Raw genomic sequence first — 14,177 nt, forward strand, 5'->3', positions numbered from 1 at the left:
TTCTTCATTTTTTTTCAAAATTAATCAAATAAAAAAGGTTTCAATGGATTTTCCTTTACATTAGTATTGCAATATCAGTGGTCGTTTGATAGAATATCTTTTGTTCATGTAAAGAAATGTCGAGGATAAATAGTCTCGATTTATTTCTTAGGAGGTGAAAGTATGCCAAATATTAAATCTGCAATTAAACGCGTAAAAACTAGCAATGATCGTAATGCTCATAACTCTGCAATCAAATCTGCTATGCGTTCTGCTATTAAAAAAGTAGATGCTTTAGCTGTATCTAACGATGTTGAGAATGCGAAAGCGGCACTTGTTGAGGCGAATAAACGAATTGATAAAGCTGCACAAAGTGGTTTAGTTCATAAAAACACTGCTGCTCGTTACAAATCTCGTTTAGCTAAAAAAGTTAACGGATAATCTGCATATAATGAAGGAAGCTTGATTTCTTTTGCTTATCAAAGGATAGCAATACTAGAATGAAACTTTTCTTATCATTAAAAAGAAACGATCCCATATTAGGATCGTTTTTTTATTGTTCAAAAAGTTTTAACAAGAATAGTTCCAAAACCAATTGCTTGTCCTTTTTCCCTGTCTTCATTTGATAATCTGCCTCTGCTAATTCCAACAGTATATTAGCTAACTCATCAGAAGTAAATAACTTTGCTTGCTGCAAGGCTAATTTCACTCGAAACGGATGTACCTTGACTGTATTGGCTATTTGCTGTTGCCCATAACCAGTACCTGACAGTTCCTTTACTTGTAAAATCAGTCTAAATTGATTTACAAGCAATGATAAAATTTTAATTGGTTCTTCATTATTTTTTAGTAAATCATAAAAGATTCTCAATGCTTCACTACTTCTCCGATGAATAACATTGTCAATTAATTCAAATATATTTTGCTCTAACGTTCTGGGAACAAGAAGCCTTATAATATCTGGGGATACTTGTCCTCCTTCACCAACATACGTACTAATCTTTTTTAGCTCCTGATTCAAAATCATTAAATCACCAGCTGTTAATACCATTAGTTCATCTATCGCTTCTTTTGAGAAATAAACTACCTCTTGTTCCGCCATTTCGGTAATCCATTCAATTGTGTCTTTTTCAGATAAAGAATTCATTTCGAGCACAATTGATTGTTTTTTCAATAGCTTTGTTATTTTTTTCCGCTCATCAAGCTTTTCATATGGAGCCACGAATAGAAGAATCGTATATGGCGCTGGAGAATTTAAATATTGTTCTAATTTATCAAGCTTATGTTCAACCTTTTCTTTTTTCTTTTCACTTGTTAAGAAGAAGGGATTTTTTATAATTACAACCCTTTTTTCGCCCATAAATGGAAGTGTTTCTGCATCTTCTATTGCAGTATCAATACTCGTCTCTTCCATATCATAAATTGACAAATTGAAGTCTTTTTCTTCATCATTAAGCGCTGCATTTATAATTAATTGCACTGTTTCTTGCATTAAGAATGCTTCTTTTCCAAGTAGCAGGTAAATTGATTGTAATTTCTTTTGTTTAATCTCTTTCCAAACATTAAAAATCATGTAAGTTGCTCTCCAATCGTTCTTTTCACTCCTTAATCGTAAAATGAAAATGATGGTTTGGCAAGCTAAAAAGGGAATTGATAGTGAAAGTACGACTATCAATCCCCTCTGATCTATGTTAACGCTTCGTTTCAGACCCTAGGTTATCTAATTCGAAGCGATACCACGAATTGAAAGCAAGTAGTTTACTTAAAATAATGAATAAAGCTTTTCTATCAGTATTTTTCACATTATAAATGTTAGGTATCATGTAAGGGTTTTTAAAATTCATTAAGAACATAGTGAAGTTGTAGATTTTTTTATTTGAATCACTTATACTAAAACTGATATAGGAGGGGTAACTGTGAACGAATTTGAGAAAAGTGTCCAAAGCAAGCGTAATGACGCGGTAGATTCTGGAGTTGGTTTTATTGTATCCTTTGGTTTTTTTGCGATAATCTTCATTATTGCTACTGCAATTAAATTAATTGGAGCATAAAGTCATATTGCAGTCCTACATAGAGGCTACGATTTAGTGGTCTCTTTTTCCTTTTCGACTTTTACTTTATCGTATGGTGGATGTGTAGAAAAGGTTCCTCGATTCCCTTTAAATTGATATAAAATAGAACCTTGTAAATCTGTTCGTAATAGAGGGATATTTCTTTCCTTTAACTTGTCCAACACCTCGGTATGCGGATGCTGATATCGATTATTTAAGCCTACAGATACGAGAGCTAATGCTGGTTCTAATTTATCTAAAAATAGCTCTGATGAAGAACCTTTACTCCCATGATGGCCCAACTTAAGAATATCTACTTTTAAAGATGGAAATCGTTTAATCATCCTCTTCTCCGCTTCTAATTCAGCATCTCCTGTAAATAACCAGCTAAGCCCCCCAATGTCCATCAATAAAACTAACGAATCATCATTTTTACTATCCGATAGCGTAATTGGCGATAAAACGTGAATAAAAAATTGATTTAAGCTGATTTTATCTCCAGCTTTCGCTATTAAAATGTTCATTTGCTTCTCTTGTGCTTTTCGTATAACCGCTTCCTCTAATTCGCCTCTAATAAAGCCCTCTGGAATTATCAGTTGATTAACCGCCATTCCTTCCATTAATGGAACTGCTTCACCGATATGATCCATATCTCCATGAGTTAAAAACAGTGCATCTAGCTTTGTAACACCTAATGACTTCATATATGGAATAATTACTTTATTTGCTATTGAATATTGATTGTTCGTTTTTTGCCATTCCTCTTCCTGAAACGTTACCTTTCCTCCAGTATCAATTAAATAATTCCCTTTGTTAAATGGTCTTTGAATAAAAATCGCATCCCCTTGTCCAACATCAAGGACAACGACCTTCCCATTAGGATTGATATAAGGAGTTGCTAGTTGTATTGCTATAACTAAAAATAATATCGTAACAGATTTGTAAACTTGTTTTTTTGTACACTCAAGCTGATAAAAAAAATATATCGTGGACAGAGTAAGTGCAATAATAAACAGGATTGGCGGTTTACCAGTTGTTACAGTTGTATAAGAGATTTTCTTACTAAAGAGTACAATGTGATGAGTAAATTGTAGGAATTGATTAAATAAGTGTATGATTGATTCTCCAACAGTAGTTGAAAAAACGGTAATTACAGTAGAGAAAATAGCAAAAGGCAAAATTACATATGAATATAGAGGAACAAAAAGCATATTCATTGGTAAGCTTAGTAACGAAATTTCATAAAAGTTATAAAGGATTATGGGCATTGAACATAACTGAGCAACAAGTGAGATTAATCCGAGCTTTACAATTGAATGAGTAAACTGTTCGACCATTTTAAATGAAAGCAATAAACCATAGCTTACTACATAAGATAATTGAAACCCAACTTGGAATAAGTAGTATGGATTTATTAAAAGAAGAACTAAGCATGTAAAACTAATAACATCAACCGAAGAAAATTTCATCTTAAAATGCTTAATAAGTAAATATACAATGACCATAAAGGAAGCTCTAATAACAGATGGTGTGGCACCAGTCAAAATTGTATATACCGGTAAAATAATTAGCATGATCAACCTTGCCTTTTCATGGGTAACACCACAAATAACGAGCATATAATAAAAGGCACTAACAAGAAGTGCTACGTGGAGGCCAGAGATCGCGAGTAAATGAACTATCCCAAGCTCCTGGTATGCTATTTCTATCTCTTGCTGTAACAAGCTTCTTTCCCCAAATAATAATGCTTGTACGATACCAGCAGACTCTTTAGGAAAATGCTCTTCAATAAACTCTAAACTTTTTTTTCGAATGATTAGTAATTTTTCATACCAGTTGTTTTCTTCGCTTTTACACTGACTAATTTCATCAACCCAATATTGCCAATGAATTTTATGCTCATAAAGATATTGCTTATAGTTAAAAGCATTTGGCACAGTAGGTAATTTCGGCATTTCTAGCTCCCCTGAAAATCGACAGCTCATTCCTGGATTGATTTTTTCGAGAGAGATTTTTTCTTCAGGAGATTTAATCCTATAGTAGAAAGTCAACTTTTCATTGAAAGAATTAACAATTTCTCCTTTAAACTGATCTCCATTTATGACAGGGATCGATGAAAATACAACTTCCCCATTGTATTCTCCTTCTTTTAACGATGTTTGATTATAATAATCAACAATTAAATAAGTGCTCATAAAGATTAATTTAGTAAGTAAACAAAACAAAAAAAGTGAAGCTTTCTTTTTAAATAATAAAAATATATGAAGGCATGTTATTAAGAAGAAAAGTAGTGGATGAAACTGAAATCGAGGCAAAAGTATACCTAGACTTGCGGAAATTACTAAAAAAATTAACTTATCTTTCAAACAACGTTCACCCCTAATCTCCCGAGAGCAAACTTAAATAGCAGTTCACCCTCAGGATTTTTAGACGGTTATGAAAATAATTTATCTGATTCGTTATATAGCCTTTTTATCTCTGATTCATTCATCGTATCAGCTAGTTTCTCAATTAAATCTTTTACAAATGCTCGTTTTTCCTGTTCTTTCGCTTCGTTTGGCATATTATCGAATTCCACATGCTCTACTTTAACATTTGCTTGTTCAAAAAGTTCAATTGCATATGGGTGGTTTTTATAATCAACAGCATAATAAACTGTTTTTATTCCACTTTGAATTATTGCTTTACAGCATTGCAGACATGGAAAATGTGTAACATATATTTCTGCACCTTCCGTCGGAACACCGAATTTAGCACATTGTAGCAATGCATTCATTTCTGCATGGATTGTTCTTACGCAGTGATTATCAATCACATAACACCCTTCATCAGAGCAGTGAACTCCACCAGCTATCGAGCCATTGTAGCCCCCAGCAATAATTCGCTTATCTCTTACAATTGTTGCACCTACAGCTAACCTTGTACATGTACTACGTAATGCAAGTAAATGACTTTGAGACATAAAGTATTGATCCCAAGAAATTCTATTCATTTCGCTACCCCCAACTATGACATGTTTCTCTCTAGTTAGTAGTGTATCGAGAAAATAGAACAATCGTCAATTTATTATTTTTTCTTTTTAGACAATAAATTTTAAATTCTAACTATAATAGTCGAATTTCATTTGCTACTTCACTACAATTTCCTCCTTGATTTTATCAAGAGATTTTTCTCCAATGCCGGAAACCTCTAATAAATCTTCAATTTTTGAAAAAGGTCCATTTTCTTCTCGATAGGCAATGATCGAACTTGCTTTACTCGGCCCAATTCCAGGTAAAGTTTGCAATTCTTCTAGAGTTGCTAAATTAATATTAATTTTTTCATTCGTTCCTTCTTGGGAAGTTTTCTGCTCAGTTGGAAGAACATATGGATTTTCCTTAATTTCTCCTTTCCTTGGAATATAAATCACCATTCCGTCTTCAAGTGGTGCAGCTAAATTCACCGCAAGTTCATCAGCCTCCTTAACAAGTCCACCCGCTTCATTAATCACATCATGAACTCTCGAGCCACTCTCTATCTCATATACACCTGGTGCTTGAACTGCTCCTTTTACATCAATAACTAAGGTCGTAGTCCTTTCACCGCTCACTTCTTCCTCGTCTTCTAATGTTTGTTCCATTTCCTCTAAAACAAACGAATCTTCCTCACCTTCTCTATTTAGCTCTTGATTTAACATTAAATTTTTTGCAAATAAATATATCAGTAAGGCTCCTAAAGGAATAAAAATTAGTACTTTTTTATTTGTTATTAAGTTTCCCACTTTTTTACACTTCCTTATTATTTAATTCATAAAAATAAGTGAATGTTCATATTGTTTATGAGAGATATGCATTCTAAGGAGGGGATATACTTTGAATGTAGGTTTTATTGGAACAGGAAATATGGGAAGAATACTTATTGAGTCGTTTATTGAGTCGGGAGCAATTAGACCCTCATTCATTTATATGACGAATCGAACGATTGAAAAAGCACTTTTAATTAAAGAGATATATCAAGATGTACATGTTTGTGAAACTGCTGAGGAAGTAGTAAAGCAATCTGACTTAGTTTTTATCTGTGTAAAACCATTAGAGATTCACCCCCTTATAAAAGAACTTGATTATCTTTTATTACCGAATAAATGCTTAATTTCAATTACAAGTCCTATACAAGTTGAACAGCTAGAATCAGTAGTCAAATGCCAAGTCGCCCGTGTCATTCCAAGCATTACCAACCGTGCATTTTCTGGTGTTTCATTAGTTTCTTATGGTAAATCATGTTATGAGGAAACCAAAAATAAAATTGATGAGCTTTTAAAAAAGATTTCAAAGCCTGTTCAAATTCGGAATGATGTAACAAGGGTATCATCGGATATTGTTAGCTGTGGGCCAGCCTTTTTTAGTTATTTGCTGCAAAGATTTGTTGATGGAGCTGTGGAAGAAACAGCGATTACTAAGGAGCAAGCAGTATTACTAGCTAGTGAAATGATTATTGGAATGGGAAAATTATTGGAATCAGATATGTACACACTTCCAACTCTTCAAAATAAAGTATGCGTAAAGGGTGGAGTTACCGGAAAAGGTATAGAGGTATTAGAAGAAGAGGTTGGAGATATGTTTAAAAGGATTTTCCAAGTAACACATGAAAAATACAACGAAGATATCGAAGAGGTCAACCTTCAATTCGAAAGTATCCCAAACAAATAATTCAATGTTAATCTCTTTATTCCTGCAATTAAATTGAAATTTTTTTAAAAATAATTGATGCGAAAAATTAACTCTTGTTACCTTTGAAACAAATAGAGGGTGACTCAAAAGGTTCAGACCCCTCCAACAAACACAGGTATATAGCAAACTAACCTGATCATTAGTCTATATATTGTGCTTGAGGGGTCTGAACCTTTGGTTTTGAGTCACCCTTTTACTTAATAAATTCACTTTTTTCGCGCAACAAAAAAGATTCGTTCAGATGTTTCAGATGGAGTATTATCTATATTAAAATCCGCACAAATAGTCAAAATATCAAAAGAGGCTTCTTTAAGCCAGTTAGAATAATCTGTTATGGAAAAGGTACGTTGTCTATGAAGTTCATCGTAGCGTTCATAATACCCATTTTGTAAAACAAAAAATGTTAAATCATGTTCAACACTATTTGGTTTATCACCATTATATGACTTCCAAATATAACTGATATCTTCATCCTGCTCAGCAAATGTCGCACCAGCAAAAATTTCATTTATTTTAAAAATTGAATGAACATCAAATATAAAGAGACCACCAGGTTTTAATTGTTGATTCACCGCATGGAATGTTGATTTAACATCCTTTTCATTCTCCAAATAATTTAATGAGTCACAACATATTGTCACAACATCGAATGGTTGTGTAAAGCCTGCAAGCTCTCTCATGTCCTGCTGCAATAAACGCACCTGTACATTCGCTTCATTACATTTTGCCTGTGCGACAGTCAGCATATCCTCACTTAAATCGACACCTGTTACATCAAATTGTTTTTCTGCTAAACGAATAGTCACCGCACCAGTCCCACAACCAACATCTAAAATTTCCTTTGCATGAGGGAGATAGTTACTGATTGATGCACTAATAAGATCAACCCATTCATCATAAGGAGCATCACTCATGAGCTGATCATAAAGATAAGCAAATCCTTGATAAATCATTGATTTAGCTCACTTGTTAAATCTTCAGTTGGAGCATCTCCCCATAAACGTTCAAGGTTATAGTAACTTCTCTCATCCTTATGAAAAATATGAGCTACAACATCACCAAGGTCAATTAATACCCATCTAGCTTCATCAAAACCTTCTAGTCGATTTACATGTATATTTCTTTCAGCTGCTTGTTCCTTCACTTCTCTTGCTATCGCTTGCACTTGTTTATCAGAATTCCCATGACAAATGAGAAAATAATCGGCAATTAGTGATATTCCTTTCATATTTAGTGCGATTAAGTCTTCAGCTCGCTTACTATCTGCTGCTTTAGCTACGATTGTTAATATTTCTCTTCCATTCATTAACTTGCACTTCCTCCTTTTAATACTAAGAAATTATATGTTTCAATTGTATCTGGATAAATGGTTTGATTCTTTTTCAATAAAAAAACAATTGTATTTTGAATAGCTTTAACTAATGCCTGATCCAAATTATGTTTTGCGATATCACGTACTTCTTCAACTCCAGGAAATTGTCTACCTGGTTCTATATAGTCTGCCACATAAATTATTTTTTCTAACAACGCCATATTTGGTCGCCCAGATGTATGATATTTAATTGCCGAAAGTATGTCTTCATCATGAATTCCAACTTCTTTTTCCACTAAATAGGCTCCAACTGGTGCATGCCAAAGTTCACTGTTATGCTCAAGAAGGATATTCGGCATTTTTTGTTCTTTTATTATATTCTTCATTTCATCCTTTGGACGAAATTTAGCATAATCATGAAAGATTGCAGCTATTTCTGCCTTCTTAACATCTTCTCCATATAAATCAGCTAGTTCTATAGCTGTTTCCATTACACCTAATGTGTGAATGTATCTACGCTCTGTCAGTTGTTCAGATACAATTTTTAGCGCCACTTCACGTTCCATATAAATGATTCTCCTCTATATATCTTTTTACTTCTTCTGGTAGAAGATAAGCTGTATTTTTATTTAATCTCAGCTTTTCCCTTATTAAAGAAGATGAAATATCAAACTGTGGAACTTCCACTTCTATGATCGGGTATTTCGTTTCCATAAGATAGCCAGGACGTTTTACTCCTACAAATGTTACAAGCTTAACAACCTCTTCGACTCGATACCATTTAGGTAAATATTCAATCATATCCGCTCCAATGATAAAATAAAAAGAATACGTTGGAAATTTTTCACACAAAATTTTTAATGTTTCATATGTATAGGATGGTCCCTCGCGTAGTAATTCAATTGTTTCAATATGAAATTGCTCATGCGAATTTACTGCTAGCTTAAGCATATTAAAACGATGTTCACTTGTCGTAAATTTTTTATCTTGTTTATGAGGGGGGATTTGATTTGGCATGAACCAAATTTCATCTAATTGAAGCTCAGTTAATACTTCACTTGCAATTAGCAGATGACCAAAATGTGGCGGATCAAATGTACCGCCAAGTATCCCTATTTTCTTTGTCATATTGCCCTCCCATATATCATTATGGTAGTTGAATTTGCTTATTTTCTTTTGATTCTTTATATAACACAATCGTATTTCCAATTATTTGAACAAGTTCAGCACCTGTTCCCTTTACTAGTTGCTCAGCTACAGTATCCTTATCTTCCTCACAATTTTGGAGTATAGATATTTTAAATAACTCACGAGCTTCTAATGCATCAGAAATTTGCTTAATCATATTTTCATTTACTCCACCCTTTCCAACTTGAAAGATTGGGTTTAAATGATGAGCCTCTGCTCGTAAAAATCGTTTTTGCTTGCCAGTTAACATGATTTCCCTCCTAATTTTTTGTACACGATATCAGTCATTTCATTTATTGGTGGAGTTTGCCCTGTCCATAAGGAAAAAGCAATTGCAGCTTGATGAACAAACATGCCGACACCATTATGTATTGTTAATTGAGATTGTTCTGCTTCCTTTAATAAAGCCGTTTTAATTGGGTTATAAACAATATCACTTACGATTGCAGATTTCTTTGCATTTTTCAAAGAAAGTGGTTTTTCATCAATATTCGGATGAAGTCCGACTGCGGTTGTCTGAATGATAATATCATACTTTTCTAGCTTAAGCTCTGCTTCTTCTAACGTAATTGCCATGCTGTTGTTATCGAAAGGACAGTTGTTAATTAAATCTTCTGCTTTCGTTATCGTCCGATTTGCTATATCTAAATTGATACACCCATTATATGCAAGCGTATAATATATGCCCTTCGCCGCTCCACCTGCACCGATAATTAACATGTTATATTCATTAATTGGCCTTTCTAATAGCCCTAATAACGATTGCATATAGCCATTTCCATCTGTATTATATCCAATTAATTTACCATCATCATTTACAACTGTATTAACTGCACCGGCAATTCTCGCTGTTTCATCCAACTCGTCTAAGTAAGGAATAATTGCTACTTTATGAGGAATTGTAACATTATAGCCCTTAACCCCTAACAATTTCAATGAATTAACAGCATCACTAAGTTGCTCTTTTTCTATATGAAAAGCATGATAATGGCTATCTATTTTCAAAACATGAAAAGCATGATTATGGATATCTGGTGACATAGAATGACTAATTGGACATCCAATTACACCATATAAATTCCCCATTCTGTTCCCCCCACTTAAATTAACGATTTTCTCAACGTAACATTTACACCTTGGGGTGCATAGGCAATAATCGTTTTCCCCGGATTATTGACCGTTACCCATCCTAACCCTGAAAAGACAATATCTGTTTTCCCCTCACTAATTGTAAATTCGTGTGGGATTAATTTTGGAAATGTATCAACATTCTCTTTCCTAGGTGGTGTTAATAATTCTCCAATATGTTTTTCATATAGAGCTTGGGCATTTTCCATTTTTGTTCGGTGGATCGTAATCTCATTTGGAATATAGCACACAAAAGATTCTCTCCCACCCTTTACATAATCAAATCTTGCCAACCCACCTAAATAGAGCGTTTGTTTTTCATTTAATTGAAATACTTTCGGCTTCAGCTCTTTTTTTGGACTTAGGAGCTTTAAATCACGCTTATCAACAAAATGAGCCATCTGATGATGGTTAATGATTCCTGGTGTATCATAAAGCGATGCACCATTATCAAGAGGAATCTCAATCAGATCTAAAGTAGTTCCAGGATAATATGATGTTGTAATCACGTCTTGAACATCTGCAACTTCTTTTATCATCCGATTAATAAAGGTTGATTTACCAACATTTGTGCAGCCTACTACATAAACATCTTGTCCATTTCTATATTTTTCAATTAGTTCAGCAGCCTCTCTAATCCCATGGCCTCTTGCTGAACTAACTAAACAGACATCAATAGGCATTAAACCTAATTCCTTAGCCTCTCGTTTCATCCAATTTATTAGCTTTTGATGCTTAACTGATTTAGGTAGTATATCACTTTTATTGCCGACTAAAAGAATTGGATTTCCTCCGACAAATCGTTGAATTCCTTGTAACCAGCTACCGCTAAAGTCGAAAATATCAACAATCTTAACAATTAGACCCTTAGATTCACCAATTCCATGTAATATTTTAAGAAAATCATCATCTGTAAGTGATACATCTTGAATTTCGTTATAATTTTTCAAACGAAAACATCTTTGACAAATTATATCTTCTTTTTCTAGAGAACTTTCAGGAGCATATCCTAACTTTTCCGGATCCTCGGTTTGGATCGTTACTCCACATCCAATGCATGAAATTTTTTCTTCTGACACGATTTTATTCCTCCCACTGAATCATTCCTTTTCGTTTTAGACTTTGCATGATTCTACGTTCAATTTTTCGGTTTATTCTCGTGAAAAATCCATCGGTTGATGCTACTGGGACAACTAAGATTGTTTGAAAGCCGTTACGATTCCCACCTAGTACATCAGTTAAAAGTTGATCACCAATGACGACAACCTCTTCCTTTTTTAAGTTCATCCCTTTAATTGCTTTTAAAAAGGCCTTTCCCATAGGTTTTCTCGCCTTGTATATAAACTTAATATCTAACGGATCAGAGAAATCTTTTACTCGTTTTTCGTTATTATTAGATACGATCGTTATATCCATCCCGTTTTCTTTTACTTCTTTGAACCACTCAATTAATTGTGGCGTTGCATTCGGTCGGTCCCACTCAACTAAAGTGTTGTCTAAATCTGTAATAATTCCTTTAATTCCTTGTTCTTTTAATTTCTTAGGTGATATATGAAAAATACTTTTAACATACTCACCTGGTAAAAATAAACGTAGCATGAGTTTTAACACCTCAACATTCTTATTTTGCCAACTTACATCATAACTAAATTATCGCATACTTTCAAAAGAAACTTATATAGTATGCAAACTGTCTACGAATAATTAAAAAAACTTTTCGACAAATTCTGATCCTCTTCAACAGTTGTGGATAATATTATACACATTATCCCCCTTGTCACAACAGTTTTTTTTGACTTTACAAACAACCTACCCACAACTTATCCACTATTCACTGTGGATAAGAGAACGGTTGTTCTGTATGGTTATTCATGTTAGATTAATAGCAACAAGAGAAAAACAGATGAATTATTTAACCGGAAAAAAGTTAGGAGGTGGAGAGCCAAAATAGTTGGCCAACAACCATGCGTAAACTTTCTGACGAATTATTAATCGAGTCTTATTATAAAGCAACGGAAATGAAGCTTAATGATGATTTTATAGAACTAATTAAGAATGAGATTAAACGCCGTTCACTAGGGCATCTTTTAAAAGCTTCATCATAACATGTAAGGAAAAGCCGATTTTCGGCTTTTTTTTCTTAACTAAAATATTGATGTAATAATAAGCTAAATTTTGTAAAGGTTGATTGGAGCTAACACCAAAATGGTAAAATCAACCTAAACGACTAATTATAAAAAGTAACAAAGCTTACGATAACAGCCCTTTTTTACATTTCTCTTTTTCTTCACAATCTATACTCTTTATAGCTTTACAATCAAACTTAGTATTTCCTTTCCCGCAAATATGTATCAACTTATGGACGTTTGTTATTATATCATTAGTTACATTTAATCACTACAAAGAATGGCTCTCTAGTCTATAAAGATTGAGAGCCATTTAAACAGTTTATTTTATATAATTGTAATAATAGTATCCCCCACCAATGACTAATAGCAAAATAAGCAATACGACGATAAATGCATACCAATAACCATAACCTAATCCAGCCTTAGTTGGATAATACGGATATGGGCCGGGACCATATGCATCATATCCATACATCGATTTATTCTCCTCCTTTTAATGACCTATATTATAAATATGTGCATTTATCTAAAATGTTTAGGCTATAGTATGTAATTTCCGTACATCTGTTATTAAAGAAAAGGCTATGTTAACGTTATTGTTGATTATCTTATCCTTTTCTTTAATGGAGAGGATATGAGACAGGAGAAGCGTATAAGGGACACCTCATTTTCCAAGAGCTAGGAGATTTCGGAATGCTTATAACCAAGATGAACAGCCTCAAAGAAAAATGAGATAAAACCATCTAATTTTATAGTACATGCACGAACTACTTCCTTTTCACATAAACATTACTTATAGGCATAAGCCTACATCCTGTTTTAGTGGAGGTGGAGGTATGACAGGGCTCTTATCGGCGCTAGGGTTTATTGTAAAAGAATTAGTGTTCTTAGTATCTTACGTAAAAAATAATGCCTTCCCACAGCCTTTGTCTGCAACAGACGAAAAAAAATATTTACGCCTTATGGCAGAAGGTGATGAGTATGCAAGAAACCTTCTAATTGAGCATAATTTGAGACTCGTTGCTCACATTGTAAAAAAGTTTGAAAACACTGGGGAAGATTCAGAAGATCTTATTTCGATCGGAACAATTGGTTTAATAAAAGCAATAGAAAGCTACTCACAAGGGAAAGGTACAAAGCTAGCTACTTACGCTGCTCGTTGTATAGAAAATGAAATTTTAATGCATTTACGAGCTTTGAAGAAGACGAAGAAAGATGTTTCATTACATGATCCAATTGGCCAGGATAAGGAAGGAAATGAGATAAGTTTAATCGATGTATTAAAGTCTGAAAATGAAGATGTTATTGATACAATCCAATTAAATATGGAATTGGAAAAGGTAAAGGAATATATTGATATTTTAGATGGTCGTGAAAAGGAAGTCATTATCGGAAGGTTTGGCTTAGATTTAAAAGAAGAAAAAACCCAGAGAGAAATCGCAAAGGAATTAGGTATTTCCAGAAGTTATGTTTCTCGAATCGAAAAAAGAGCTCTCATGAAAATGTTTCACGAATTTTATCGTGCTGAAAAGGAAAAAAGAAATAAAAAAAATCGGTAATAAAACAAGAGGCTGGGACATAACTAGCTCTAAATAGTGAGAAAGGTGAATTTGAGGGTACTCAAATTCACCTTTCTCTATTTTTTTGTGTGAAATACTCCATTACACTACTTGTTTGGCAGTGA

The 14,177-nt window shown here is 33.5% G+C and carries 18 protein-coding genes; 5 read left to right on the forward strand and 13 right to left on the reverse strand.

All coding sequences use genetic code 11. The features are described from left to right. Window positions 1-162: 162 nt before the first annotated feature. Entirely contained in the window at window positions 163-420 is a 258-nt protein-coding gene (rpsT, locus tag ACTJJ9_RS12990) for a 30S ribosomal protein S20 (protein ID WP_095302548.1), read from the forward strand. A 112-nt stretch (window positions 421-532) separates the two neighbouring features. Here the strand turns inward: rpsT and holA are convergent, their stop codons facing one another. Beyond that, the gene (gene holA / locus ACTJJ9_RS12995; protein ID WP_145584853.1) at window positions 533-1,552 is read right to left on the reverse strand and encodes a DNA polymerase III subunit delta; all 1,020 of its coding nucleotides are present in this window, start codon (window positions 1,550-1,552) and stop codon (window positions 533-535) included. Window positions 1,553-1,895: 343 nt separating this feature from the next. On the opposite strand from holA, the gene ACTJJ9_RS13000 reads away from it, so the two are divergent. After that, complete coding sequence (locus ACTJJ9_RS13000; RefSeq protein WP_095302552.1) at window positions 1,896-2,030, forward strand: YqzM family protein; 135 nt, start codon at window positions 1,896-1,898, stop codon at window positions 2,028-2,030. 26 nt (window positions 2,031-2,056) lie between these two features. Here the strand turns inward: ACTJJ9_RS13000 and ACTJJ9_RS13005 are convergent, their stop codons facing one another. The 3 genes from ACTJJ9_RS13005 to ACTJJ9_RS13015 all read right to left on the reverse strand — a co-directional run bounded on the left by ACTJJ9_RS13005 (window position 2,057) and on the right by ACTJJ9_RS13015 (window position 5,790). Beyond that, window positions 2,057-4,396 carry a DNA internalization-related competence protein ComEC/Rec2 gene (locus tag ACTJJ9_RS13005; protein WP_440768684.1) on the reverse strand — a complete coding sequence of 780 codons (2,340 nt, stop codon included), beginning with the start codon at window positions 4,394-4,396 and terminating at the stop codon, window positions 2,057-2,059. A gap of 68 nt (window positions 4,397-4,464) precedes the next feature. Continuing rightward, window positions 4,465-5,022 (reverse strand): ComE operon protein 2, encoded by a 558-nt coding sequence (locus tag ACTJJ9_RS13010; RefSeq protein WP_095302555.1) that lies wholly within the window; start codon window positions 5,020-5,022, stop codon window positions 4,465-4,467. Between the two features lie 135 nt (window positions 5,023-5,157). Further along, a complete protein-coding gene (locus ACTJJ9_RS13015; RefSeq protein ID WP_255452018.1) occupies window positions 5,158-5,790 on the reverse strand; it encodes a helix-hairpin-helix domain-containing protein in 633 nt (210 codons plus the stop codon). 91 nt (window positions 5,791-5,881) lie between these two features. Between ACTJJ9_RS13015 and comER the strand changes: the two genes are divergently transcribed. Further along, window positions 5,882-6,715 carry a late competence protein ComER gene (gene comER / locus ACTJJ9_RS13020; RefSeq protein ID WP_145584849.1) on the forward strand — a complete coding sequence of 278 codons (834 nt, stop codon included), beginning with the start codon at window positions 5,882-5,884 and terminating at the stop codon, window positions 6,713-6,715. Between the two features lie 227 nt (window positions 6,716-6,942). On the opposite strand, the gene ACTJJ9_RS13025 is transcribed toward comER, so the two are convergent. Genes ACTJJ9_RS13025 through ACTJJ9_RS13060 form a run of 8 tightly spaced genes read right to left on the reverse strand, consistent with a single transcriptional unit; the run spans window position 6,943 to window position 11,975 of the window. Then, complete coding sequence (locus ACTJJ9_RS13025; protein ID WP_145584847.1) at window positions 6,943-7,689, reverse strand: class I SAM-dependent methyltransferase; 747 nt, start codon at window positions 7,687-7,689, stop codon at window positions 6,943-6,945. Then, a complete protein-coding gene (gene rsfS / locus ACTJJ9_RS13030; RefSeq protein WP_095302562.1) occupies window positions 7,686-8,042 on the reverse strand; it encodes a ribosome silencing factor in 357 nt (118 codons plus the stop codon). Before rsfS ends, ACTJJ9_RS13025 begins: the two co-directional genes overlap by 4 nt. Further along, window positions 8,042-8,614 carry a bis(5'-nucleosyl)-tetraphosphatase (symmetrical) YqeK gene (yqeK, locus tag ACTJJ9_RS13035; protein ID WP_095302564.1) on the reverse strand — a complete coding sequence of 191 codons (573 nt, stop codon included), beginning with the start codon at window positions 8,612-8,614 and terminating at the stop codon, window positions 8,042-8,044. Before yqeK ends, rsfS begins: the two co-directional genes overlap by 1 nt. Next, window positions 8,604-9,176 (reverse strand): nicotinate-nucleotide adenylyltransferase, encoded by a 573-nt coding sequence (locus tag ACTJJ9_RS13040; RefSeq protein WP_145584845.1) that lies wholly within the window; start codon window positions 9,174-9,176, stop codon window positions 8,604-8,606. Before ACTJJ9_RS13040 ends, yqeK begins: the two co-directional genes overlap by 11 nt. A 19-nt stretch (window positions 9,177-9,195) precedes the next feature. Continuing rightward, entirely contained in the window at window positions 9,196-9,486 is a 291-nt protein-coding gene (gene yhbY / locus ACTJJ9_RS13045) for a ribosome assembly RNA-binding protein YhbY (protein ID WP_095302569.1), read from the reverse strand. Beyond that, complete coding sequence (gene aroE, locus ACTJJ9_RS13050; RefSeq protein WP_095302571.1) at window positions 9,480-10,322, reverse strand: shikimate dehydrogenase; 843 nt, start codon at window positions 10,320-10,322, stop codon at window positions 9,480-9,482. Before aroE ends, yhbY begins: the two co-directional genes overlap by 7 nt. Before the next feature lie 14 nt (window positions 10,323-10,336). Next, window positions 10,337-11,443 (reverse strand): ribosome biogenesis GTPase YqeH, encoded by a 1,107-nt coding sequence (gene yqeH, locus ACTJJ9_RS13055; protein ID WP_145584843.1) that lies wholly within the window; start codon window positions 11,441-11,443, stop codon window positions 10,337-10,339. Window positions 11,444-11,447: 4 nt separating this feature from the next. Further along, window positions 11,448-11,975 carry a YqeG family HAD IIIA-type phosphatase gene (locus ACTJJ9_RS13060; RefSeq protein ID WP_255452017.1) on the reverse strand — a complete coding sequence of 176 codons (528 nt, stop codon included), beginning with the start codon at window positions 11,973-11,975 and terminating at the stop codon, window positions 11,448-11,450. Between the two features lie 353 nt (window positions 11,976-12,328). Here ACTJJ9_RS13060 and ACTJJ9_RS13065 point away from each other — a divergent pair, with 353 nt between their 5' ends. Continuing rightward, the gene (locus ACTJJ9_RS13065) at window positions 12,329-12,469 is read left to right on the forward strand and encodes a sporulation histidine kinase inhibitor Sda (RefSeq protein ID WP_095302576.1); all 141 of its coding nucleotides are present in this window, start codon (window positions 12,329-12,331) and stop codon (window positions 12,467-12,469) included. Window positions 12,470-12,812: 343 nt separating this feature from the next. On the opposite strand, the gene ACTJJ9_RS13070 is transcribed toward ACTJJ9_RS13065, so the two are convergent. After that, the gene (locus tag ACTJJ9_RS13070; protein WP_170944471.1) at window positions 12,813-12,968 is read right to left on the reverse strand and encodes a hypothetical protein; all 156 of its coding nucleotides are present in this window, start codon (window positions 12,966-12,968) and stop codon (window positions 12,813-12,815) included. 361 nt (window positions 12,969-13,329) lie between these two features. Here ACTJJ9_RS13070 and sigK point away from each other — a divergent pair, with 361 nt between their 5' ends. Then, window positions 13,330-14,052 carry an RNA polymerase sporulation sigma factor SigK gene (gene sigK / locus ACTJJ9_RS13075; protein WP_095302578.1) on the forward strand — a complete coding sequence of 241 codons (723 nt, stop codon included), beginning with the start codon at window positions 13,330-13,332 and terminating at the stop codon, window positions 14,050-14,052. Window positions 14,053-14,177 lie beyond the last annotated feature (125 nt).

The sequence above is a fragment of the Metabacillus sp. 22489 genome (assembly GCF_052044855.1).
Lineage (GTDB): Bacteria > Bacillota > Bacilli > Bacillales > Bacillaceae > Metabacillus > Metabacillus niabensis.